The 22053-nt window shown below is 59.3% G+C and carries 21 protein-coding genes and 1 pseudogene; 8 read left to right on the forward strand and 14 right to left on the reverse strand.

Annotated elements, in window-relative coordinates; all coding sequences use genetic code 11:
• Positions 1-176: 176 nt before the first annotated feature.
• Entirely contained in the window at positions 177-755 is a 579-nt protein-coding gene (locus ACIPY9_RS19340) for a hypothetical protein (RefSeq protein ID WP_400704954.1), read from the reverse strand.
• A 404-nt stretch (positions 756-1159) separates the two neighbouring features.
• Here ACIPY9_RS19340 and ACIPY9_RS19345 point away from each other — a divergent pair, with 404 nt between their 5' ends.
• Together ACIPY9_RS19345 and ACIPY9_RS19350 are read left to right on the forward strand one after the other, a co-directional pair.
• Positions 1160-1672 (forward strand): sigma-70 family RNA polymerase sigma factor, encoded by a 513-nt coding sequence (locus ACIPY9_RS19345; RefSeq protein ID WP_400705017.1) that lies wholly within the window; start codon positions 1160-1162, stop codon positions 1670-1672.
• Positions 1672-2325, forward strand: coding sequence for a ChrR family anti-sigma-E factor (locus ACIPY9_RS19350; protein ID WP_400704957.1), 654 nt, complete (start codon positions 1672-1674; stop codon positions 2323-2325). The genes ACIPY9_RS19345 and ACIPY9_RS19350 overlap by 1 nt, the downstream gene beginning before the upstream one ends.
• Before the next feature lie 63 nt (positions 2326-2388).
• Here the strand turns inward: ACIPY9_RS19350 and aroA are convergent, their stop codons facing one another.
• The 3 genes from aroA to ACIPY9_RS19365 form a co-directional block, all read right to left on the reverse strand.
• On the reverse strand, positions 2389-3645 hold the full coding sequence (gene aroA, locus ACIPY9_RS19355; protein WP_400704960.1) for a 3-phosphoshikimate 1-carboxyvinyltransferase: 1257 nt from the start codon (positions 3643-3645) through the stop codon (positions 2389-2391).
• A gap of 103 nt (positions 3646-3748) precedes the next feature.
• A complete protein-coding gene (locus ACIPY9_RS19360) occupies positions 3749-4234 on the reverse strand; it encodes a PAS domain-containing protein (protein WP_400704963.1) in 486 nt (161 codons plus the stop codon).
• A 4-nt stretch (positions 4235-4238) separates the two neighbouring features.
• Entirely contained in the window at positions 4239-5237 is a 999-nt protein-coding gene (locus ACIPY9_RS19365) for a response regulator (protein ID WP_400704966.1), read from the reverse strand.
• Positions 5238-5509: 272 nt separating this feature from the next.
• Between ACIPY9_RS19365 and ACIPY9_RS19370 the strand changes: the two genes are divergently transcribed.
• Both ACIPY9_RS19370 and ACIPY9_RS19375 read left to right on the forward strand, forming a co-directional pair.
• On the forward strand, positions 5510-5959 hold the full coding sequence (locus ACIPY9_RS19370) for an antitoxin Xre-like helix-turn-helix domain-containing protein (RefSeq protein ID WP_400704969.1): 450 nt from the start codon (positions 5510-5512) through the stop codon (positions 5957-5959).
• Positions 5956-6417 (forward strand): RES family NAD+ phosphorylase, encoded by a 462-nt coding sequence (locus ACIPY9_RS19375; protein ID WP_400704972.1) that lies wholly within the window; start codon positions 5956-5958, stop codon positions 6415-6417. The genes ACIPY9_RS19370 and ACIPY9_RS19375 overlap by 4 nt, the downstream gene beginning before the upstream one ends.
• Positions 6418-6437: 20 nt before the next feature.
• Here ACIPY9_RS19375 and ACIPY9_RS19380 read toward each other — a convergent pair whose 3' ends face one another.
• The 3 genes and pseudogenes from ACIPY9_RS19380 to ACIPY9_RS19390 all read right to left on the reverse strand — a co-directional run.
• Positions 6438-7613, reverse strand: a complete 1176-nt coding sequence (locus ACIPY9_RS19380; RefSeq protein WP_400704975.1) for a murein transglycosylase A — start codon at positions 7611-7613, stop codon at positions 6438-6440.
• Between the two features lie 92 nt (positions 7614-7705).
• Positions 7706-8260, reverse strand: a complete 555-nt coding sequence (locus ACIPY9_RS19385) for a methyl-accepting chemotaxis protein (RefSeq protein ID WP_400705020.1) — start codon at positions 8258-8260, stop codon at positions 7706-7708.
• A pseudogene (locus ACIPY9_RS19390) lies at positions 8243-9019 on the reverse strand (PAS domain-containing protein); the annotation flags it as partial. The gene ACIPY9_RS19385 and the pseudogene ACIPY9_RS19390, both read right to left, overlap by 18 nt.
• Before the next feature lie 249 nt (positions 9020-9268).
• Here ACIPY9_RS19390 and ACIPY9_RS19395 point away from each other — a divergent pair.
• Positions 9269-10237: a GDP-mannose 4,6-dehydratase gene (locus ACIPY9_RS19395; RefSeq protein WP_400705023.1), complete on the forward strand. Its 969-nt coding sequence runs from the start codon at positions 9269-9271 to the stop codon at positions 10235-10237.
• A gap of 30 nt (positions 10238-10267) precedes the next feature.
• Here the strand turns inward: ACIPY9_RS19395 and gmd are convergent, their stop codons facing one another.
• A complete protein-coding gene (gmd, locus tag ACIPY9_RS19400; protein ID WP_400704978.1) occupies positions 10268-11314 on the reverse strand; it encodes a GDP-mannose 4,6-dehydratase in 1047 nt (348 codons plus the stop codon).
• 246 nt (positions 11315-11560) lie between these two features.
• A complete protein-coding gene (locus ACIPY9_RS19405; protein WP_400704981.1) occupies positions 11561-12340 on the reverse strand; it encodes a catabolite repression control protein Crc in 780 nt (259 codons plus the stop codon).
• Positions 12341-12422: 82 nt separating this feature from the next.
• Here ACIPY9_RS19405 and pyrE point away from each other — a divergent pair, with 82 nt between their 5' ends.
• Both pyrE and ACIPY9_RS19415 read left to right on the forward strand, forming a co-directional pair.
• Positions 12423-13064 carry an orotate phosphoribosyltransferase gene (pyrE, locus tag ACIPY9_RS19410; protein WP_400704984.1) on the forward strand — a complete coding sequence of 214 codons (642 nt, stop codon included), beginning with the start codon at positions 12423-12425 and terminating at the stop codon, positions 13062-13064.
• Between the two features lie 12 nt (positions 13065-13076).
• Positions 13077-13700: a DUF4124 domain-containing protein gene (locus ACIPY9_RS19415; protein ID WP_400704987.1), complete on the forward strand. Its 624-nt coding sequence runs from the start codon at positions 13077-13079 to the stop codon at positions 13698-13700.
• A gap of 311 nt (positions 13701-14011) precedes the next feature.
• Here ACIPY9_RS19415 and argB read toward each other — a convergent pair whose 3' ends face one another.
• The 4 genes from argB to coaBC are packed head-to-tail and all read right to left on the reverse strand — an operon-like array spanning position 14012 to position 19246.
• Positions 14012-14917, reverse strand: a complete 906-nt coding sequence (gene argB / locus ACIPY9_RS19420) for an acetylglutamate kinase (RefSeq protein WP_400704990.1) — start codon at positions 14915-14917, stop codon at positions 14012-14014.
• Between the two features lie 29 nt (positions 14918-14946).
• Positions 14947-17520 (reverse strand): phosphomannomutase/phosphoglucomutase, encoded by a 2574-nt coding sequence (locus ACIPY9_RS19425; protein WP_400704993.1) that lies wholly within the window; start codon positions 17518-17520, stop codon positions 14947-14949.
• Between the two features lie 55 nt (positions 17521-17575).
• On the reverse strand, positions 17576-18031 hold the full coding sequence (gene dut, locus ACIPY9_RS19430) for a dUTP diphosphatase (protein ID WP_400704996.1): 456 nt from the start codon (positions 18029-18031) through the stop codon (positions 17576-17578).
• 6 nt (positions 18032-18037) lie between these two features.
• Positions 18038-19246 carry a bifunctional phosphopantothenoylcysteine decarboxylase/phosphopantothenate--cysteine ligase CoaBC gene (coaBC, locus tag ACIPY9_RS19435; RefSeq protein ID WP_400704999.1) on the reverse strand — a complete coding sequence of 403 codons (1209 nt, stop codon included), beginning with the start codon at positions 19244-19246 and terminating at the stop codon, positions 18038-18040.
• A 135-nt stretch (positions 19247-19381) separates the two neighbouring features.
• On the opposite strand from coaBC, the gene radC reads away from it, so the two are divergent.
• Positions 19382-20056, forward strand: coding sequence for a DNA repair protein RadC (gene radC / locus ACIPY9_RS19440; RefSeq protein WP_400705002.1), 675 nt, complete (start codon positions 19382-19384; stop codon positions 20054-20056).
• A 65-nt stretch (positions 20057-20121) separates the two neighbouring features.
• On the opposite strand, the gene ACIPY9_RS19445 is transcribed toward radC, so the two are convergent.
• On the reverse strand, positions 20122-21708 hold the full coding sequence (locus ACIPY9_RS19445) for an ABC transporter substrate-binding protein (RefSeq protein WP_400705005.1): 1587 nt from the start codon (positions 21706-21708) through the stop codon (positions 20122-20124).
• Positions 21709-22053 lie beyond the last annotated feature (345 nt).

Consider the following 22053-nt stretch of genomic DNA (forward strand, 5'->3'; position numbering starts at 1 on the left):
TGGCGTGTTGTTCAGGCGTTATTTCAAAAAGAACTTCTTATTGTTTCATGTGTGAAACATAAACTTCCGTTTGTGCCACGCCGGCATGAGAAATATCCCTCCATGGCCAGATGTGCCATGTACAGAAGGTTGCAGGGTATGAACCCATGCAACCTTCTTGTGTGCCCCTTCATTGATCAGGGAGCGATAACAAGGGAGGAAGCGCCTTTCACCTGAGTGACACCGGAAGCCTGAGCGCAATCGTTATTCAGGATGGATTCAATGTCTCCGAGTACAAAGGTGGTCATGGCTTTGGCATTCTTGTAACGCCCGTCGAGAATCTTGCCGACGCCTACAATCGTGGTATTCAGATTGCCGATATTATTCACGGTCGCCGTGAACTCATAAGTGCTGGTAGCACCATCGCTCCAATTGATGACCCAGGTGATCGGAGAGGTTTGCAGCAGTAACGACTGGCAGGAAAAGGTGGCCTGAAAGCTCTGGCTCGATGAAGCACTGACGGCCAGTGGCGCAGAAGGTGAGACACAGGGTGCCCAGTTGCTGGTTGTCGAAACATTGATCAGTTGATCGGTATTGGTCAGTCCCGGCGACCAGGTTGCCGTGTGAGTGCCTGTCAGGCAGGTGGCCAGGTTGGCGACCTGGGCCTGTGCCCGGTCTGGCGTGACAAGAAGGCCCGCGCCGATGATGAGCATCAGCAGAAGTGTCAGCCTGAACAGAGCGTTTTTTATGGAGTGGTGCGCAAGGTCGTTGTCCATGGGAACCTCCACGGAGGGATAGGTTGAAGTAACGTCCTGGCGTGTAGGTTAATAAATATGTTTTTGTGGGCCACTGTCAGAAATGATAGTGGCTTAGACAGGTTTGAAATAAACTTCCGGCCCTTGAGCAGATTCAATTGCCCGGTGCCTTTCGGCATCCCGGGTACGCTCGATCCGCGAGGCAGACGGCTGTCATGGCTGGCCGGATGAAAATCCTTGTCTGTCCCCCCTGTTCATCTTGTGATCCGTTTCGATGCTGGTTGCGTAACACACAGGCAACCCAGACAACGGCGATCAGAAGGTGGATCATGAGCATCACTGCCAGCATCAGGACCTTTCGTCACGTGTCACCCCCGCATAATGATTCGCCCATAACCCGACTTTGGGTTGATGAAATCAATGCCGTGGTCCGCCAACAGGACCGCGACAGTTTCATGCGGATATACGATCACTTCGCCCCACGTCTACTGCGTTATCTGCTGGGGTTGAATGTGCCCGAAGGGCAGGCGGAAGAGCTGGTTCAGGAAGTGCTGCTCAAGCTGTGGCACAAAGGCGACTCTTTCGACCCGAGCAAGGCCAGTCTGGGCACCTGGCTGTTCCGGATTGCTCGTAATCTCTACATAGACAGTGTGCGCAAGGACAGCGGCTGGGTCGTGGTGCAGAACTCGCTGGAGCAGCTCGAGCGTCTGGAGGCACCGGCCGACAGGTCGCTCGACTATAGCCAGCGACAGGAGCAACGGCTGAACACAGCCATCCAGAACCTCCCGGCCGATCAGGCCAGGGTGCTACGAATGTCCTACTTTGAAGCGCTCAGCCATCGTGAAATCGCTCAGCGCCTCGGCATGCCCCTGGGCACAGTAAAGTCGTGCCTGCGTCTGGCCTTTCAGAAGCTGCGTTCCAGGGTCGAGGAGTCATGATGAATCCAGTCCATCATCCCGATGAAGCCACCCTGATCAGTTATGCGTCGGGTGCGCTGTCGCAGGTCATGTCGCTGATCACTGCCGCTCACCTTGAACACTGTGCCGAGTGCCGGGCCCGGTTGCGCGATGCTGAGCGTATTGGTGGCCTGTTGATGCAACAGCCGCGTGACACCGCAGTGCAACTCCGGGGGCGTGCGGCCATGCTGGCGCGGCTGGATGAGTTACCGTCCGCTGCATTGCCGCCCTTGCCTGCCCATGATCCGTCCCCGGACTTGCTGCCTACCTGCCTGCAAGGTCATTTTGCCGCGTCTTTAAGCGAGCAGCCCTGGAAGACTCTGGTGCCGGGTGTGCAGCGGGTCCGTGCCCGAGGTATCCGGCAAGGCAATCTCATGCTGTTGAAAATCGCCCCTGGTGTCGGCCTTCCGCTGCATGGCCACAGGAGCGGCGAGATGACCCTGGTGCTCAAGGGTTCGTACCATGATCAATTGGGCGACTATCGACCAGGAGACCTGGCCGATCTGGACAGCGACACCCTGCATCAGCCGATTGCTCACAGGGAGGAGCCTTGCATCTGTGTGCTGGCCACGGACGCTTCGCTACGTTTTCAGGGTGTGATTGCGCGAATGTTGCAGCCGATCTTCGGGATCTGAGACCGTCTTCGTGAATGAACCCGCTCCCTGTGGGAGCGAATTCATTCGCGAAAAATCGACAGCTCAACGCTGAATCTGTACGCCCAGCGATTCCAGCGCGGCCCAGTAACCGGGATAGGTCTTGCCGACACAGTCCGGGTCGAGGATCCGGATGCCAGCGATTTTCAGGCCCGCCAGGGCAAAGCACATGGCGATACGGTGGTCGGAATGGGTGTCGATCAAGGCATCGACCGTCTGGCCGCTCAAGGCCGGGTTGGCATTGACCAGCAGGTCGTCGCCCTCTTCTACCGCCAGTCCCGGAGCGATGGCACACAGGCCGTGAGACAGCGCCGAAATCCGGTCGCACTCCTTGACCCGCAGGTTCGCCAGGCCAACAAAACGCACAGGATGGTTATTGAAGGCGGCCAGCACCGCCAGCGTCGGGATCGCGTCCTGCATCTGCGAACCGTCGATCACGGCCGGCATGTTCGGGAAACTGTCGATGATATGGCTAGCCAGCGCATCGGGCTGGGTGAACGCTTCAGTGGCGACACCCAGGTCGATCTTGCCTTCGGTCAGCACTTGAGCGGCCCATAGATAGGTCGCTGCCGAAGCGTCCGGTTCGATATGGAAGTCCGTCGCCTGATAACCGGTTGCCGAGACTTTCCAGGCCGCATCGCCAATGGCCTCGACCTGAGCGCCAAATGCCTTCATCGCTGCCAGGGTCAGGTCCACATAGCCGCGTGCGCCGATTTCGCTGCCGGTCAGGGCCACTTCGATGGGGCCCTGGCCGCAGGCGCCAGCCATCAGCAAGGCCGAAACATACTGACTGGAAAGATTGCCGTCGATTTCAATGCGTCCGGCTGCCAGACCGCCCAGTCCCTTGATGGTCACGGGCGGGCAGCCTGTCGGCGCGCTGACTTCTACGCCCATGCGTTGCAAGGCATCGACCAGCGGACCGATGGGGCGCTTGCGCATGTACTCATCGCCATCGACGACGAATTCGCCCTCGACATTGGCCAGGGCGGCCGTCAGAAAGCGTGTCGCGGTACCGGCATTGCCCAGGAACAGCGCCTGTTGCGGAGCCTGCCAGTGGCCGGAGCTGGTGACCACGAACGTGCTGTCATCCGGCTCGTCGACCTGCACGCCCATCAGGCGCAGGGCTTCTGACATGACGCGGGTATCGTCACTCTTCAAGGCGCCGGTCAGGCGACTCGTACCTTTTGCCAGTCCCGCCAGCAATAACGCGCGGTTGGTGATCGACTTGGAGCCCGGCGGGCTGACACGCCCGACCAGAGGGTGTTCGACAGGCAAAACAGTGAGAGTGGATTGAGGTCGCATGATGTCCCTGAACGTCACCGGAAAAAACACGATCCTAGCACGAGCGGGAGGCGGGCCGCAGTTCGGGATCATCCTCGATTGCGGCCCCCGGTCTTCGGGTCGGTTATCCGTTCGCAGGCTTGTTGGCGGTCAGCTGTTGAAGCGCCTTGTTGGCGGCCTGCAATTGATGACGGTTGGTGGCGACATCCGTGACGTCATAGATCACCAGGCAGATCTGGTTGATCTCGTTATTGGTCGCCCGCAGCGGGAACATTGTGGTGTTCTGGTACATGAACTCTTCCTGCCCGGTGATGGGCTGGTAGTTCTTGAAGCGCACCAGATAAGGCCGCTGTTCCCAGATCGTGAAGGCCGGAGTGCCGAGGGTCACGACATTGTTGACCTTCTTGCTGAACCACTGCTGGTTGACCTCGGGAAACAGCTCGAAGAACGTCTTGCTGGTGGCTTCGTATGGCGTCACGCCGGAGCGGTTTTCCATGAAGGTATTCCAGACCATCACCCGGTAATCCCGGTCCAGAACCACGATGCCGACATCGATGTTCTGGGTAACGGCCAACAGCCAGTGCAGCTCGTTGATATCGATATGGCTCATGGGGTCAGCTCATCATGTAGGCAAGTTTGCGTGTCAGCAGGTCGACCGAGTCTTCGGTGAACAACATCAACAGATCGAAGTGGATGTTATGGCCTTCGACGCTGTAGCTGATCTCCACGGCGAGGGTTTTCTTCCAGCGCTTGCTGTTGACGCGGATCAGATCGTCGATGCCGCCCTGCGCGCCCAGGATCTGTGGATGGCCCTGGGAAAAGGCGATGTCGATCTGTTCGGCAATACCGCTCAGGCAGGCACCAATCAGGACCGTGGACAGGTCCAGCAGCATTTCCATGTCCGAATAGTCGGGAGAATCGCGTTGCATCAGCTGAGCCATGTCGGAGAGTTCCGAGTCATGGAAGATCAGCAGCGCTTCACCGGAAATACCGCCCCCGATGTAACCCTGGCACACCGCTGTCAGGCGTTGGTCGCGGTGGGCGTCGGCCAGCGCCATGTGCAATTCGCCGACCTCGAGCACGTTGACGTTGGGGACTGGCAACTGCACGAATACTCCCAGCACCTTGGCCAGCAAGGCCGCCGCCCGGCCCATGGCCACGTTGATGGTTTCCCGGAAGGCATCCTGGAAACTGATATTGCCATCCTTGAGGGGCGGGATAACGGCAGGTACGGCCGACGGCTCGCCCATGAGGCCCAGGCGTATGAGGGTTTGCTTGAGTTCGTCGGGGTCGGCGGGTTTCTTCAGGAAGGCCAGTGCACCCAGCTCCATGACGCGCCGGACGGCTTCATCCTGCACGTCGCCCGAGACCACGATCACCTTGGCTTCAAGGTTTTCTGCCCGAATGGCCGCCAGCGCCTGATAGCCATCCATCACCGGCATCGTCAAATCGAGCAAGACAACCTCACCCAACCCACTGCGAACGGCACCCAGCCCTTCGAGTCCATTGGTGGCCATCGTGACCGATACACCCCAGTCTTCGGGCAAGGCACGCAGCAACTGCTTTCGCGCCATGTTGGAGTCATCGCAAATCAGCAGCGGAATCATGGACATTGCATCGTTTCTCACTACAAAAGTTTCAGGCTGATGCCGGGTATGCCGTTGCGAGGCCGCACAGCGTCAATATAGCAGGGCGACGAAACGGATATATACCCCAGTGCCATCATGATATATCGACACTTTTTCCAGAATATGAAGTCACTGGGCCGTGTCTGAATGCCAGTCGAGGGGCGGGTATTTTTTCAACCGTCTGTCATGAGCGCTCATGACAGACGGTTTATCAAGTGATATATCTATTGACTATCAGTAGATAGAAGGATGCTGTCATGTCTCTGGCCATTCGCGATTATTACCCTGCCCCGATCCAGGATGAGGATTTCTGGCAGAAACTGGGTGTTCCTCCACGCGGAGCACAGTTGTATACCGCCTTGCGTGCCGGCCTGCCTTACGAAGTCTTCGAGCGTCTGGCCCATTACACCGACCTGAACCGCTCGACACTGGCCGAGCATCTGGGCATTGCCCCTGCAACCTTGCAACGACGGCTCAAGGTGCGGCAGTTCAATGCCGAGGAAAGCGACCGGTTGTTTCGCCTGGCAGCCGTTTACAAGGCCGCACTGGACCTGTTTGAAGACGATATCGAAGCGACCCGCCGCTGGCTGACGAAGCCCGTCTATGGTCTGGGTCAGCGCAGACCGCTGGAGATGCTCACGACGTCGGCCGAAGCCCAGGCCGTGCTGGACCTGATCGGTCGCCTTGAGCACGGGGTCGTGGCGTGATTCATGTCTATCGTCTGGTAAAGCGAAAATGGCTGGCACAGGCCTTTGATGGTGAAGGCGCAAAACTCTACGGAGGACGCTGGAACAGCAAGGGACGGGCTTGTGTGTACTGTGCCGGCAGTGAGTCGCTGGCCTTGCTTGAAGTGCTGGTCCATCTGGATAACTCTAGCCTGGCCCGGCATTACGTCATGCTCGAACTGCCGATTTCCGAAGAGCGCATCCTCAATGCACGCTCCGACAGTCTGCCTCCTGACTGGCGCGAAGAGCCTGCCCCGCCCTCCACGGCCTCTTTCGGTGATGCCTGGCTGGACTCGGGCCAAAGCCTGGCGCTGGCGGTGCCCAGCGTGATCGTCCCGCGTGAATTCAACTACCTGCTCAATGTGCAGCATCCGTCCTTCAAGGCTGCCGTGGCCAGGGCGAAGGAGCTGGAGTTTGCAGTGGACAGCCGTCTGGGTTAGCGGCTGTCGACCGGGCAGGATTATTTCTGCGCAACCTCGGGCTCTTGAGGCAATGGCATACCCTTGGGCCACAGCAGCCAGATATTGCCTTTCTGCTTCATGTCCCCGGCCAGATGACCGGCGGCCTCTCCCGTGCCCCAGAACAGATCGGCGCGCACTTCTCCGGCAATGGCGCCGCCGGTGTCCTGAGCCGCTACCGGCCGGACCAGGCTGCTGCCGTCGGGGCGTGTTGTGGAAAGCCAGATCAGACTGCCCAGTGGGATCACCTTGCGGTCGATGGCCACGCTATAACCTGCCGTCAGCGGCACATTCAGCGAACCGCGCGGGCCTTCGTTGCTGTCCGGATTGCGGGTGAAGAACACGTAGCTGGGGTTGCTGGCCAACAGTTCATGAATTCGCTCGGGATGCGCCTTGGCCCATGCGGCAATGGTGCCCATGGTGACATCCTCTTTTTTCAGTTCGCCCTGCTCCACCAGCCAGCGGCCGATGGCCCGGTAAGGTCGTCCGTTCTGATCGGCGTAGGCCAGACGCACCTGCGTGCCGTCTTGCAGGCTGACCCGGCCGGAGCCTTGTATCTGCAGGAATTGCAGATCCATCGGGTCGGTCAACCAGGCAATCACCGGAGCATTCAAGCCTTGTTCACCGATGGTGGCGGCGTCGTCATAGGGTTTGAGCACCCGGCCTTCAAGCCGTCCACGCAGACGCTTGCCCTTGAGCTCCGGATAGATGCTTTCCAGATTGACCACGATCAGGTCATCGGGAATGCCGTATACCGGCACCGAGGCCTGGGCTGTCTGTTTCAGACTGCCGGGGTATACCGGTTCGTAATAGCCGGTAATCAGGCCATCGGCGCTGCCACCATCGTTGCGCAGGCTATAGACCTGAAGGTTGGCCTGCAGGAAGGCGCGTATGTCCGTCGCGCTGGCATTCGCAGCCAGCCCGGCGGCCTGACTGCAGGTGCCGCCCCAGACCGGGTCGGCCTTCAGCCGGACGCAAGCGCTGCGCCACGACGCGAAGCCGGCCTGCAAGTCGCTGTCGGAAACGGCTGGCAGAGCGTCCCAGGTGGCAGCGTTGTAGGAGGTGTGCGGCAGTGTGGTCTTGGCAGGTTTTTCGGAAACATCACAGGCGGTGAGTAGAAAGGCCAGTGGCGCAACCACGGCCAGGCCTTTGCGCCATTGCCTGAAAAACAGAGTCATCGGTGGACGTTCCTTCGACGGGCTGCGTCATGGACTAAAGGGCGCCATTGTCGCCCAAGTCCGTCTCGGGATCGAGTGACTCTGTTTTCACGTTATTTCAGTTGATTGGCGAATCGCCCGACAGCTCCGACCACCTGCTTGGCCCCTTCCTGAATCTCGACAATGACCGAGCCCGCCTCGTTGGCCAGTGCCAGGCCCTGCTCCGCCTGCCCTCGGCTGTTGGCCATGCCGCGAACGGCTTCATCGGCCAGGGTCTGGTTCTGCTGCACAACGCTGACAATCTCTTCCGTGGCCGCACTGGTGCGCCCGGCCAGCTGCCGTACTTCGTCAGCTACTACCGCGAACCCGCGCCCCTGCTCACCTGCCCTGGCCGCTTCAATGGCCGCGTTGAGTGCCAGCAGGTTGGTCTGTTGGGCGATACCACCGATGGTCTGTACGATCGAGCTGATCAGCAGCGATTGTTTGCCCAGTGCTTCGATGCCGGTCGACGCCGATTGCAACTCATCCGAGATCCGGTGCATGGTCTGGACGGTGTTCTGTACCACCGTTGCCCCGCGCTGGGCGCTGACGTCGGTCTGCTGAGAAATATCGAAGGCAATGCTGGCCGCCTGGCTGACCTCCTCTTCACGCTGGACTTGATCGGTCACGACCGTGGCGAACTTCACGACTTTATAGAGCTTGCCCTGCGCGTCGTGAACCGGGTTGTAGGTCGCTTCCAGCCACACCACCCGGCCATTGCTGTCGATACGCTTGAAACGGTTGGCGACGAACTCGCCACGGTTCAGCGTTGCCCAGAACTCCTTGTACTGGCTCGACGCACTCTCCTGGGGTTCACAGAACATGCTGTGATGCTTGCCCTTGATCTGTCCGAGGTTGTAGCCCATTGCGCGCATGAACTGATCGTTGGCGACCAGCACATGGCCCCCCAGATCGAACTCGATCACGGCGGTGGAGCGCAGCAATGCCTGAATGAAAGCCGAGTTCTCGGCGGCCGTTTCGACGGTCTGGGTGATGTCCGAGCCATAGCACTGAATATTCAGGAGGGTGCCGTCGTCAGCCAGAATCGGCTGCCACATGGCGCGAATCCATGCCAGGCTGCCGTCGGCCCGTATAAAGCGATAGCTGTCGAAAGCCGACTCGCCTTTCTTTACCGCGGCAACGAGATTTCGATAGCAATCGAGCTGTTTGACGTAGGCGGGAATCAGCTGGTCCATGTCACGTCCCAGCAACTGCTCGGCGGAGTAGCCCAGCATCTTGAGGAAATTGGCGTTGGCATGAGTGATGCGGTAGTTGGCATCGACGGTGACGGACACCATTCGTGCGTCCATGCCTTTCTGCATCTGCCGATACATCGATAACTCGGCTTGTTGCGCCTGTAATTCCTTTTTCAAGCTGGTATTGAACATGGCTACACCAACAGTAATGGATATTCAGTGCTATCGACCCAAAGCGTAGAAGGCTTAATGCTCTTCGTCTAATGAGGGCGTATCGAGGCGTGAAAGAACGTACGGCTGAACTTCGATGGCAAAAAAGCCTCTGATATTGACCCGCAAGGCACCACAGGTGCAGGACAAAGCAAAAGACTCGGGCTAGCCTGCTTGCAACGGCTCCGGACACCGCCCGTCATGCCAAAAGCCACTGAGGAAGCCCACAAGATGCCACGCGTCCTGATCACCGGTGCCAACGGTTTCGTTGGGCAGATATTGTGCGAGATCCTGCAAAAGGCCGGGCATCAGGTCATTGCCCTGGGGGGACACACCTCGACGCCTCCCCGGTATGCCGATCAGTTTCTGCAGTGTGACATTCGTGATGCTGAAGGCCTGGAGCAGGCGGTTGCACTGGCGGCCCCCACTCATGTCGTGCATCTGGCTGCCATTACGCATGTGCCTACCAGCTTCAAGGAGCCGCTGCTGACCTGGCAGACCAATGTCATGGGCAGCGTCAATCTGTTGCAGGCCTTGCAGAACAAGGCGCCGAAAGCGTTTGTTCTGTTCGTCAGCTCATCCGAGGTCTATGGGGCCAGCTTCAAACAGGGGACTCCCCTGAACGAGCGCAGCCCGTGCCAGCCGTTGAACCCTTATGCCGCCAGCAAGCTGGCCGCCGAGGCGGCGGTCAATGAGTACTTCCGGCAAGGCCAGCCGGGTATTGTCGTGCGGCCGTTCAATCATATTGGCGCTCACCAGTCTCCCGACTTTGCCACGGCGTCCTTTGCCCGTCAGATCGCCCTCGTCGAAGCCGGCCTGCAGCCGCCGCTCCTGAAAGTGGGCAACCTGCAGGCCGAGCGCGATTTTCTTGATGTCCGAGATGTGTGCAACGCCTATGTCGCCTTGCTGCAACTGGCCGACAGAGATGACGATTACCCGCGCTGTTTCAATATATGCAGCGGTCAGCCGCGCAAGATCCAGACGATGCTCGACAGGCTGCTGGCGATGAGCTCGAAAGCGATCGAGGTGGGTGAAGACCCGGAGCGGATGCGGCCTTCGGATATTGGCTGTGCCGTAGGTGATCACTCTGCCATTCAGCTGGCGATTGGCTGGCAGCCGGGCATTGAGTTGCAGGATACGCTCGCGGCACTGCTGGATTACTGGCGGGCCGAGATAAAGGCGTCGCCGCCGGTTGCCTGAGCCCCCGGGGCGACGCTTGTAGACCGGGTGTCAGAACGACGTGCCGTTTCTGTTGCGCTTCAAATCGGTTTCCACCATCAGCTGGCAGAGCTGCTCCAGATTGGTCGTGGCTTGCCAGCCCAGCACGCGTTTGGCCTTTTCCGGGTTGCCGATCAGGAGCTCGACTTCGGCTGGACGATAGAACTTCGGATTGACCTGGATAACGGTCTTGCCGGTTTTGGTGTCGATGCCATGCTCGTTGTCGGCACTGCCTTTCCATTCCAGCTGGATATCGACGGCCTTGAAGGCCATCGAAACGAAGTCGCGAACGGTTTCCGTGCGATGGGTGGCCAGTACAAAGGTGTCGGGCTCGTCCGCTTGCAGCATGCGCCACATGCCTTCGACATACTCCTTGGCAAAACCCCAGTCACGCTTGGCGTCCATGTTCCCCAATTCCAGAACGTCCTGCATGCCCAGAGAAATCCGCGCCACGGAATCCGTGATCTTGCGGGTGACGAACTCTTTGCCGCGCAAGGGCGACTCATGGTTGAACAGAATGCCGCTTGCACCAAAGATGCCGTAGGACTCGCGGTAGTTGATCGTCATCCAGTGGGCATAGAGTTTGGCCACGCCATAAGGGCTGCGGGGGTAGAACGAGGTGTCTTCGGTCTGCGGGACTTGCTGCACCTTGCCGAACATCTCGGACGTGGAAGCCTGGTAGAAGCGGATCTTCGGATTGACGATGCGGATGGCTTCCAGCAGGTTGACCGCGCCAAGCCCCGTGATTTCGGCGGTGGTCAGTGGCTGGTCGAAGGAAACGCCCACAAAACTCTGGGCCGCGAGGTTGTAGATCTGTGTCGGCTCGGCTTTTTGCAGCAGGCGAATACTGGCGCTCAGGTCGGTCAGATCATGTTCGACCAGGTGCAGATTGGGGTGAGTGCTGACGCCAAGCTCTTCGAGACGCCAGAAGTTGACCGAGCTGGTACGGCGATAAGTGCCGTAGACCTTGTAGCCCTTTTCCAGAAGCAACTGGGTCAGGTAAGCGCCATCCTGGCCCGTGATGCCGGTGATGATTACAGATTCTTTAGGTGCATTCATATTGGGTTTCCGGTCTGGGATGGCTAGGTCTTGCAGTGTTGCGTAGCCATGCGTGCATGCTTTCGGCAGGGCCTGCTACTCATGCAAACAACAGGTTTTAGCCAAAGTAGAATCACTACTATAGATCGGAACTGGAACTGCACTATGGCGTTCTGAGGACGACTCATCATTTTCGGAACAAGAAAAAATGCCCGCCTCTCGCGAGACGGGCATTTTTATCGACCTTAGGGCTACAACTGACCGGGGTCAGATCGTCAGCGTCCAGTCGTAGTCCACGATCAGTGGCGCGTGCTGCGAGAAGCGCGGCTGACGTGGCAAGCGGGCACTGCGTACGAAGCGACGCAGACCCGGTGTCAGAATCTGGTAGTCGAAGCGCCAGCCCAGATTCAGCATCTCGGCCTGTTCGCTGTCGGGCCACCAGCTGTACTGATCGCCTTCGCGGCTGACTTCGCGCAGGGCATCGACATAGCCCATGGTGCCGACAATCTCGTCCATCCAGGCGCGTTCCGGCGCCAGGAAGCCCGGAGACTGCTGGCTGTCGCGCCAGTTCTTGATGTCGAGCTTCTGCTGCGCGACATAGAACGAACCGCAGTAGATGTATTCGCGACGCTTGCGGCGTTGCTTGTCCATGTACTTGGCGAAGTCGTCCATGAGCTTGAATTTCTGATTCAAGTCTTCATCCCCGTTCATTCCCGACGGGAACAGCAGGGTTGCAATACTGACTTTGTCGAAATCTGCTTGCAGGTAACGCCCGTAGCGGTCGGCTGTTTCAAAGCCCAGGCCGCTGATGACCGCCTTTGGTTGCAACCGCGAATACAGCGCCACGCCACCCTGGGCTGGAACTTCGGCTTCGCAGGCATAGAGGAAATAGCCGTCCAGTTGGAAGGCTGGATCATCCAGTTCAAAGGTGGAGGCGCGGGTGTCCTGTAGGCAGATGACGTCGGCATTCTGAGCTTGCAGCCAACTGAGCAAACCGCGCTCGACTGCCGTCTGAATGCCATTTACGTTCACACTGATGATCCGCATAAATGGCCCCAAAAATCACGTGCGTGTATGATACCCGAGCTCTACCTATTTAGCTAAATCCGTGGTATTCGGGGCTTTTTTCATGCAGGCGTATCAGCGCGATTTCATTCGTTTTGCCATCGATCGCGGAGTTTTGCGTTTCGGTGAGTTCACTCTCAAGTCCGGTCGCACCAGCCCGTACTTCTTCAATGCCGGGCTGTTCAACAGCGGTTCGGCCCTGGCGCAGCTGGGGCGTTTCTATGCGGCGGCGGTGGTGGACAGCGGTATTTCCTTCGACGTTCTGTTCGGTCCAGCCTACAAGGGGATTCCTCTGGCGGCCGCGACAGCCGTGGCGTTGGCCGAACATCACGGGCAGGATCTGCCATGGTGTTTCAACCGCAAGGAAGCCAAGGCGCACGGAGAGGGCGGCAGCCTGGTCGGCGCGCCGTTGACCGGCAATGTGCTGATCATCGATGACGTCATCACCGCAGGCACCGCGATTCGCGAGGTCATGCAGATCATCAAGGGCCAGGACGCGACCGCGGCCGGTGTCCTGATTGCACTCAACCGCCAGGAACGCGGCAATGGCGAGCTTTCGGCCATTCAGGAAGTCGAGCGCGACTTCGGAATTCCGGTGGTGAGCATCGTATCGCTGAATCAGGTTCTACAATTCCTTGCAGACGATCCGCAACTCAAGCAGCACCTGCCTGCGGTCGAAGCTTACAGGGCGCAATACGGAATCTGACGAGGGGGGTGTATGGCTGTCGGTGGCCGTGGTCGGAATTTGGCATGTGCAGCGTTTGGAGTCTGGCTTTCAGTGGGCGTGTTGATGCCCGTGACGGCTTTGGCGGCCGATACGGCTAATGTGCTGTTCTACCGCTACATCGACAGCCGTGGCGTGACCGTACTGGATCGTCAGGGCGTGCCGCCGGAATATGTCGCCAAGGGCTACGAAGTACTCAATGCCCGAGGACGTGTGGTGCAAGTCGTTCCTCCTGCACTCACCGCAGATCAGATTCGGCAGGCCGAAGCCGACAAGGCCCAGGCCAACGCCGATGCCCAGTTGCTGAGCCTCTATAGCAGTGTCGAAGAAGTGGACCGGGTCAAAGCCCGCAAACTGGCCGAGCTGGATGCAATGATTGGCGTGGCTCAAGGCAATATCCAGGGCCTTACCGCGCAGCAACGCAACATGCAAAGCCAGGCCGCCGACCTGGAACGCGCCGGCCGTCCTATTCCCCAAGTCCTCATCGACCAGTTGAACGATGTGCAGGACCAGCAACAACGTATTCAAGCCGACATCACCCGCTACCAGACCTCCCGTGAACAGGCCGAAGCAAGCTTCGCTGAAGACCGGGCGAGGGTGGAGAAATTGCTCAGGTAGCGTGGCGTTTGGCGTCTGGGGCCTTCGCGAATGAATTCGCTCCTACCGTCGCTGTGGGAGCGAATTCATTCGCGAAAGATCGCCCCCCCTTCATAAACCGTCGCGCCAGCACAGCGAAGCAGGTCCGAGACATGAGCCAGTTGGGTTTCGTGGCAATCGATAGCGCTGCCCCGAGAGGACAGGCTGAAAACAGGTGTTGGGTTTTGAGGGGCAGTTCAGCCTGTGGGAGCGAATTCATTCGCGAAAGGGCGGGCAACAGGCACAAAAAACCCGCCAACAAACGCTGGCGGGGCTTTCTGGATCTATCGCACTCAGTGACGCTTGCGATTGGTGATCAATGTACCGACACCGCTGTCGGTGAAGATTTCCAGCAGGACGGCATTGGGTACGCGACCGTCAATGATGTGCGAGCTGTGAACGCCGCCCTGGACCGCTTCCAGCGCGCAACGGATCTTGGGCAGCATACCGCCGTAGATGGTGCCGTCGGCGATCAGGCCGTCGACCTGTTCGGTGGTCAGGCCGGTGAGTACGGTGCCTTGCTTGTCCATCAGACCGGCGATGTTGGTCAGCAGCATCAGCTTTTCAGCCTTGAGGGCTTCTGCCACCTTGCCTGCAACCAGGTCGGCGTTGATGTTGTAGGACTCGCCATCCGGGCCGACACCGATCGGTGCGATGACCGGGATGAAGTCGCCCTTGACCAGCATGTTCAACAGCTCGGTGTTGACGCCCACGACTTCGCCCACATGGCCGATGTCGATGATTTCAGGCTTGGTCATTTCCGGTGTCTGGCGGCTGACGGTGAGCTTGCGGGCGCGGATCAGCTCCGCGTCCTTGCCGGTCAGGCCGATGGCGCTGCCGCCATGACGGTTGATCAGGTTGACGATGTCCTTGTTGACCTGGCCGCCCAGAACCATTTCCACCACGTCCATGGTCTGGGCGTCGGTGACGCGCATGCCATCGATGAAGTGGCTCTCGATGGACAGGCGCTTGAGCAGATCACCGATCTGAGGACCGCCGCCGTGAACGACCACCGGGTTGATGCCGACCGCTTTCATCAGCACGATGTCGCGCGCGAAGCCGGTTTTCAGCTCCTCGCTCTCCATGGCGTTGCCGCCGTATTTGATTACCAGCGTCTTGCCGACGAAGCGGCGAATGTAAGGCAGCGCTTCGGATAGAACCTTGGCTACATTAGAGGCGGCATCACGGTCGAGGGTCATTCAGGGCTCCAGTCAAAAGGAAAAAACAATCAGAACGGAAGTTTGAGATCCGGTGCAACTTTCTTGATCTCGGTGTGGAAAACATCCTTGATACGCTGCAGCTCGGCTTCGGTTTCAGCCTCGAAACGCAATACCAGCACTGGCGTGGTGTTGGATGCACGTACCAGTCCCCAGCCGTTCGGATAGTCCACGCGCACACCGTCGATGCTGGTCAGTTTAGCGTCGCCCCACTGGGCGTCTTTCTCAAGGGCCTCAATGATGCTGAACTTGGTGACATCGGTCACCTTAATGTTGATCTCGGGCGTCGAAATGTCGTTCGGGAAGGTCTCGAACAGGTCTTCGGCAGTCTGCGATTCCTGGCTGAGGATCTCCAGCAGGCGCGCAGCGCTGTAGATACCGTCGTCGAAACCGAACCAGCGCTCCTTGAAGAAGATATGGCCGCTCATTTCGCCTGCCAGCAAGGCACCGCTTTTCTTCATCTGTTTCTTGATGAGCGAGTGGCCGGTTTTCCACATGACCGGACGACCGCCATGCTTGCTGATCAGCGGAGTCAGGCGACGGGTACATTTCACGTCGAAGATGATGTCGGCACCCGGATTGCGTTTCAGCACGTCCAGGGCAAACAGCATCAGCAGGCGATCGGGATAGACCACGTTGCCTTTGTTGGTCACGACGCCCACGCGGTCGCCGTCGCCGTCGAAGGCCAGGCCCAGATCGGCCCCGGTTTCCTTGACCTTGGCAATCAGGTCTTCGAGGTTTTCCAGCTTGCCCGGATCCGGGTGGTGGTTCGGGAAGTTGCCGTCCACTTCCGCGAACAGGGAAATCACTTCGCAGCCCAGGGCTTCGATCAGTTGCGGGGCGATGACGCCAGCCGCGCCGTTGCCGCAGTCGACCACGACCTTGAGCTTGCGGGCCATGACGATGTCGTTCTTGATCTGCTGGAAGTAGCGATCGAGGATATCGACTTTGGTGATGCTGCCTTTCTGCGACGTCAGGTTGTTGGTCTTGATGCGCTCGTGCAGGGCCTGGATCTGCTCGTTGGCCAGGGTGTCGCCGGCAATGACGATCTTGAAGCCGTTGTAGTCTTTCGGGTTATGGCTGCCGGTCAGCATGACACCAGTCTTGCCCGCCAGCACGTTGGCTGCATAGTAAAGGGCAGGGGTCGGAACCAGGCCGACATCGCTGACGTGGCAGCCGCTGTCGTGAAGGCCTTGAATCAGTTGCTGCACCAGCTCTGGGCCTGAAAGGCGACCGTCGCGGCCAACGCTGACATTCGGTTCGTTCTGGGCCAGGCTTTCAGAGCCTATGGCGCGACCGATCCAGTAAGCTGTTTCAGCATTGAGGGTATCCCCGAAGACGCCACGGATGTCGTAGGCGCGGAAAATATTGTCGGGAAGTGTAGGTGCCACGGATTCTGGGCTGCTCATAACGGGTGAATGCTCCGATCTCAGGAAGTCCTGGTTTTCGTCGAGAAGGTCGATATCAAGAATATCGGTATCTTGAAACAGCGGATCTGTCCATTGGGTGTCAGGTGCAGTGAATGGGGTCGAAACACTGTTTGCCGTACTGCTTGCGTCAGACTCCTCGCTCACTGCCTCCCTGGTGGGGTGGCTGCGAAGCGAAAACTGTGCAAGGGCCTGAGCCAGACCGTTGAGTGCTTCAAGGCTCAAACCGAAGGGTTTGACGGCTTTTCCGTCCGAGAGTTCTTGAAGCAGCTGATTCAGTTGCCGGGCATCCTCACAAATCCGTCGTTGCAATGCCCTCTCGTTAAGGTGCAGCCCAAGTAATGCGCCAGCCAGAGCAATGATCACCGCCAGTATCGGAAGCAGTAATGAAGGTGATGATTCCAGGGAGGTTCCTGGTGTGAATTCCAGTTTCCAGTTGGGATAACCGGTGTCGAAACTGACGGTTTTGCCGTCGCCCGCCTGCCCGCGCTGCAGGAAAATCTGCTCCTGGCCTGTCCCGAAACGCTGGCTCAAGACAACCTTCCCGGCTTCGGGAGGCAGTACCGGCAACGCATTGACCAGACGCTGCGGGTCGAATGCCAGCAGCAGAGTGCCGCTGACCGGCTGTGTCGTGTCCGTGCGCAACGGGGCGGCGCTGTAGATCATCCAGCGTTCGCCTGTCTTGCGGGCCTCCGGAGTGGGGATCTGACCTTGCGCGGCCTTGTTCAGCATATCCAGCGTTGCATAGCTGATCGGAAGTTCGGCCTGGGGATCGACGTTGTTCAGGCCTTTGGGGTCGATTCGGGCACCCAGCAGGCCATCCCGGTACTTGAGCTGGTTCTGCTGTACAGCCAGTGCGGCGGGGTCCTTGTCCTGCAAGGCTTGTATGAGTGCGCCATTGGCGGCGGCCGCCTGGGTTTCTGCACTGATCTGCTTGAGGGCCAGATTGACCGCCGAGGCCTGGCTGTTGCCCCAGGCTTGCGTGATCTGACCTTGTTGCTGAGGGTCACTCAACAGGCTCAGCCAGACCAGCACGGTAGCGGCGACAAGGCTGGCTATCGCAGGAATCAGTCCGGGGGCCAGCCCTTGCAGGCTGGCCGCCGGCAGCGGGTTTTCGGCAGTTGCGACTTGCTTCGATTCTTTACGACTGCCTTTCACCCGACTTCTCCTGATATTCGTCCTGAAACGGGATGATCTTCCTGATGACTCGCGATCAGTGGCTTCCGGAGTGACCAAAACCGCCAGCACCACGCTGGCTTTCATCGAACGCTTCGACCAGCTCGAAGCGAGCCTGTACGACGGGCACCAGCACAAGCTGGGCAATGCGTTCGCCAATGGAAATCTTGAATGCGGTCTGGCCGCGGTTCCAGCAGGAGACCATCAGCTCGCCCTGATAATCTGAGTCGATCAGGCCCACCAGGTTGCCCAGCACGATGCCGTGTTTGTGGCCCAGGCCCGAGCGGGGCAGGATCATGGCGGCCAGACCCGGATCACCGATGTAGATCGACAGGCCGGTGGGGATCAGGATGGTCTGGCCGGGTTCAAGGACGGTGTCCTCCTTGAGCATGGCGCGCAGGTCCAGGCCTGCCGAGCCCGTGGTGGCGTAGGCGGGCAGCGGGAATTCGTTGCCGATGCGAGTGTCGAGGATCTTGGCTTGTAGAGCGTGCATTCGTAGTTAAACCTGATTCATGCGTTCTGCGATAAAGGTGATCAGCTGGCGGGCAATCTTGGCCTTGCTGGTCTGGGCGAAAAGCGTTGCATGCAACGCCCGGTCGATCACGCTGCAAGCGTTTTCCTCACTGTTGAAGCCGATGCTGGGGTTGGCCACATCGTTGGCGACGATCAGGTCGAGGTTCTTGTCCTTGAGCTTACGTGCAGCATAGTCGAGCAAATGTTCGGTCTCGGCGGCGAAGCCGACACTGAAGGGGCGATCCGGCCGGGTAGCGATGGTGGCCAGAATGTCCGGGTTACGGACCATCTGAAGCAGCAGGCCGTCACCGTTGGTGGGATCTTTCTTGAGTTTGTGAGGCGCAATGACTTCCGGGCGGTAGTCGGCCACAGCCGCCGAGGCGATGAACAGGTCGCACGGAATGGCCGCTTCGCAGGCCGCGAGCATGTCGCGGGCGCTGACCACATCGATGCGCGACACGCGATCCGGCGTCGGCAGGTTGACCGGGCCGGTAATCAGCGTGACACGTGCGCCTGCTTCCACAGCGGCCTCGGCCAGGGCAAAGCCCATCTTGCCGGAGCTGTGGTTGGTGATGTAACGCACCGGGTCGATGTTTTCCTGAGTGGGGCCCGCCGTGATCAGGACGTGCTTGCCGGTCAGGGTCAGGCGCTGGAAGCAGTCGGCGGCGCACTGGGCCAGGTCGCTGGCCTCAAGCATCCGCCCGAAACCCACGTCGCCACAGGCCTGGCTGCCGGATGCCGGGCCGAAGACACGAAAGCCTCGGTCTTCGAGCAGGCGGGTATTGGCCTGCACCGATTCGTCCCGCCACATGGCCTGGTTCATGGCCGGCGCGATAGCGACCGTGGCGTCGGTCGCCAGGACGATGGTGGTCAACAGGTCATTGGCAATGCCTTGCGACAGGCGAGCGATGAGGTCGGCAGTGGCGGGAGCAATGAGAATCAGGTCTGCCCACTTGGCCAGCTCGATATGCCCCATCGCGGCCTCGGCAGCAGGGTCCAGCAGATCCATGTGGACGGGGTGCCCGGAGAGGGCTTGCATGGTCAGGGGCGTGATGAACTCCGCTCCGCCTCTGGTCATGACGACACGCACTTCTGCGCCCTGGTCGCGCAGCCGGCGAACCAGCTCGGCGCTCTTGTAGGCAGCGATGCCGCCGCCGACGCCCAGAACGATGCGTTTTCGATACAGCCGCTGCATAGGCCTGCCTTTTTTGGTCCAGTGAATACGCGACAGCGATGACGCCTCCCCAGGCCGGGTCGCTGCGCAAAAAAGATGGGCTAAGATAGCACAGCGACCGCACCGGAACAGCGGCGCCACACACATGGAGGTGTTATGAGTATTCGCAATTGGCCTGTGGCCGAGCGCCCGCGTGAGCGTTTACTGGAGTCGGGTGCCCAGAGCCTTTCCGATGCCGAGTTGTTGGCCATCTTTTTACGCACCGGCGTGGCCGGAAAGAGCGCTGTCGATCTGGCGCGTCATCTGTTGAATCAATTTGGCAGTCTCCGGGCATTGCTGGAGAGCGACCTGACCGTGTTCAGCTCACACCTGGGGCTGGGGCCTGCGAAATTTGCCCAGTTGCAGGCGGTGATGGAGATGGCGCGTCGGCACATGGCCGAAACATTGCGTCGCGATTCCGTGTTGGAAAGCCCGTTGCAGGTACGCCGATACCTCAAGGCCATGCTTCGCCAGGAGTTGCATGAAGTGTTCGGCTGTCTGTTTCTCGACAGCAAGAACCGTGTCATGGCGTTCGAGATTCTGTTTCACGGGACCATCAATGCGGCGTACGTACACCCTCGGCAAGTGGTCAAGCGCGCCATGGTTCACAATGCCGCCAGCGTGATTCTGTGCCACAACCATCCCTCCGGTATCACCGATCCCAGCCAGGCCGATGTCGACCTGACCAAACGGCTGAAGCAGGCACTGGCACTGATCGACGTTCGGGTGCTGGATCATGTGATTGTCGGCGACGGAGAGCCGCTGTCGATGGTGGAGATGGGGTTGGTCTAAAAGGCTTTTCACGAATGAATTCGCGCCTACAGCGCGCGTAGGAGCGAATTCATTCGCGAACCTGCCTACTTCACCTTGACCTTGTAGAAGTCCTGCCGCCCGAACGGGCTGACTTCATAACCTGTGACGTCCTTGCGGGTCAGCGTCGCGGCCGTTGGGTGAGCCAGTGGCAGCCAGAGCGCCTGTTGCTGGATCTGCGCCTGGGCCTGCTGATACAGCTTGCTGCGCTGTGCCTGATCGCTGGTGGATTTGCCGTCGCTGATCAGCTTGTCCAGCGCCTTGTCGCAGTAACGGGCGAAGTTGGTGCCCGATTGCACGGCGGCGCAGGAGAATTGCGGTGTCAGGAAGTTATCCGGATCGCCGTTGTCGCCTGCCCAGCCCATGAACAGCAGGTCATGTTCGCCCGCCTTGGCGCGACGAATCAGTTCTCCCCATTCGATGACCTTGATCTCGGCATCGATGCCGATCGCCTTCAGGTCCGCCTGTAGCAACTGGGCGCCTACGCTCGGGTTGGGGTTGAGCAGGCTGCCGGAAGGACGGGTCCACAGGGTGGTCTTGAATCCATCCTTCAAGCCGGCCTTGGTCAGCAATGCCTTGGCCTTGGCGACATCGTGGGGGTAGCCGGGAAGGTCTTTGGCGTAGCTCCAGGTGTTGGGCGGATAGGGGCCGTTGGCGACTTCGGCGGTGCCTTCAAATACGGTTTTCAGGTAGTTGTTCTTGTCGAAGGCCAGGTTGATCGCCTGACGGACCTCCGGTTTGTCGAACGGTGGATGCTGGCTGTTGATGGCCACGAATGCCGTCATGAAGGCTTCGTTCTTTTCCACCTTGAGGGCCGGGTCCTGGCTGGCCACCTGGATGTCCGTCGGCTTGGGCGACAGTGCGATCTGGCATTCGTCCCGACGGATTTTCTGCAGGCGCACATTGGCGTCCGGCGTGATGGCGTAAATCAGCGCGTCGCTTTCAGGTTTGCCCTCGAAGTAATCCTGGTTGGCCTCGTAACGCACCACGGCATCTTTCTGGAAACGCTTGAAGATGAAGGGACCTGTGCCGACGGGCTGGCTGTTGAGCTTTTCCGGGGCCCCGGCCTTCAGTAGCTGGGCGGTGTATTCGGCCGAGTAGATTGACGCAAAGCCCATGCTCAAGGTCGCCAGGAACGTCGAGTCGGCATGGTTGAGGGTGAAGCGCACGGTATGCGCGTCGGGTGCCTCGATGTTCTTGATGAGTGCTGGCAACTGCATGGACTGCGCGTGAGGGAAGCCGCTCTGGGCAATCTTGTGCCAAGGGGTCTGTGGGTCGAGCATGCGCTTGAAGCTGAACAGCACATCGTCGGCGTTCAGTTCGCGAGTCGGGGTGAAATAGGGCGTGGTGTGGAATTTCACGCCGGAACGCAGCTTGAAATCGTAGGTCAGGCCATCACTGGAGATGTTCCAGGACTGCGCCAGGCTTGGCACCAGCTTGCCACTCCGGGCATCGAAATCCACCAGGCGGTTCATCAGCACATCGGCCGAAGCGTTGGTGGTGGTCAGTGAGTTGTATTGCACGACATCGAAGCCTTCAGGGCTGGCTTCGGTGCAGACCACCAGGCTTGCAGCCTGGGCCATGGCCGGAAAGATCAGTGGGGCGAGCAAAAAGGGTAATGCAGCAAGACGCATGGCGATATTCCTGTAATCAGAAAGGGTCCATCTGCCGGCGCAGTCTGGTGAGCGCCTTACCCTAGACCATGTGCCAGCGCAGAACAATCGTCATGGCGCGACGAGCGGTCAATTTGCCCGCGCGCCCGTATCGCCTGATTGCGCGGCCCGGGAATGAAGATTCCTGTGGGCTAAAGTACATTGCTTGTTGTTGCCTCAAAGGGTTTCTGGTATAAAGCAGCGCTCTTTTCTAGGGGCCCGGTTCCTTCACTGTAGGTGTAGCCGGTAAGACCCTTAAAGAAACGCGGCGCCTGGCGCCAAATGACTGAGAGATTAAGCGGCCAACCCATGCCGGGTTGGGCATGT

Origin of the sequence: Pseudomonas sp. NPDC089734, assembly GCF_044748865.1 — a bacterium.
Classification (GTDB): domain Bacteria; phylum Pseudomonadota; class Gammaproteobacteria; order Pseudomonadales; family Pseudomonadaceae; genus Aquipseudomonas.

Bases quoted from the DNA above. Each gene is read 5' to 3' on its own strand.
- ACIPY9_RS19340 (WP_400704954.1), bottom strand. From the start codon at position 755: ATGGACAACGACCTTGCGCACCACTCCATAAAAAACGCTCTGTTCAGG.
- ACIPY9_RS19350 (WP_400704957.1), top strand. From the start codon at position 1,672: ATGAATCCAGTCCATCATCCCGATGAAGCCACCCTGATCAGTTATGCG.
- aroA (WP_400704960.1), bottom strand. From the start codon at position 3,645: ATGCGACCTCAATCCACTCTCACTGTTTTGCCTGTCGAACACCCTCTG.
- ACIPY9_RS19360 (WP_400704963.1), bottom strand. From the start codon at position 4,234: ATGAGCCATATCGATATCAACGAGCTGCACTGGCTGTTGGCCGTTACC.
- ACIPY9_RS19365 (WP_400704966.1), bottom strand. From the start codon at position 5,237: ATGTCCATGATTCCGCTGCTGATTTGCGATGACTCCAACATGGCGCGA.
- ACIPY9_RS19370 (WP_400704969.1), top strand. From the start codon at position 5,510: ATGTCTCTGGCCATTCGCGATTATTACCCTGCCCCGATCCAGGATGAG.
- ACIPY9_RS19380 (WP_400704975.1), bottom strand. From the start codon at position 7,613: ATGACTCTGTTTTTCAGGCAATGGCGCAAAGGCCTGGCCGTGGTTGCG.
- ACIPY9_RS19395 (WP_400705023.1), top strand. From the start codon at position 9,269: ATGCCACGCGTCCTGATCACCGGTGCCAACGGTTTCGTTGGGCAGATA.
- gmd (WP_400704978.1), bottom strand. From the start codon at position 11,314: ATGAATGCACCTAAAGAATCTGTAATCATCACCGGCATCACGGGCCAG.
- ACIPY9_RS19405 (WP_400704981.1), bottom strand. From the start codon at position 12,340: ATGCGGATCATCAGTGTGAACGTAAATGGCATTCAGACGGCAGTCGAG.
- pyrE (WP_400704984.1), top strand. From the start codon at position 12,423: ATGCAGGCGTATCAGCGCGATTTCATTCGTTTTGCCATCGATCGCGGA.
- ACIPY9_RS19415 (WP_400704987.1), top strand. From the start codon at position 13,077: ATGGCTGTCGGTGGCCGTGGTCGGAATTTGGCATGTGCAGCGTTTGGA.
- argB (WP_400704990.1), bottom strand. From the start codon at position 14,917: ATGACCCTCGACCGTGATGCCGCCTCTAATGTAGCCAAGGTTCTATCC.
- dut (WP_400704996.1), bottom strand. From the start codon at position 18,031: ATGCACGCTCTACAAGCCAAGATCCTCGACACTCGCATCGGCAACGAA.
- coaBC (WP_400704999.1), bottom strand. From the start codon at position 19,246: ATGCAGCGGCTGTATCGAAAACGCATCGTTCTGGGCGTCGGCGGCGGC.
- radC (WP_400705002.1), top strand. From the start codon at position 19,382: ATGAGTATTCGCAATTGGCCTGTGGCCGAGCGCCCGCGTGAGCGTTTA.
- ACIPY9_RS19445 (WP_400705005.1), bottom strand. From the start codon at position 21,708: ATGCGTCTTGCTGCATTACCCTTTTTGCTCGCCCCACTGATCTTTCCG.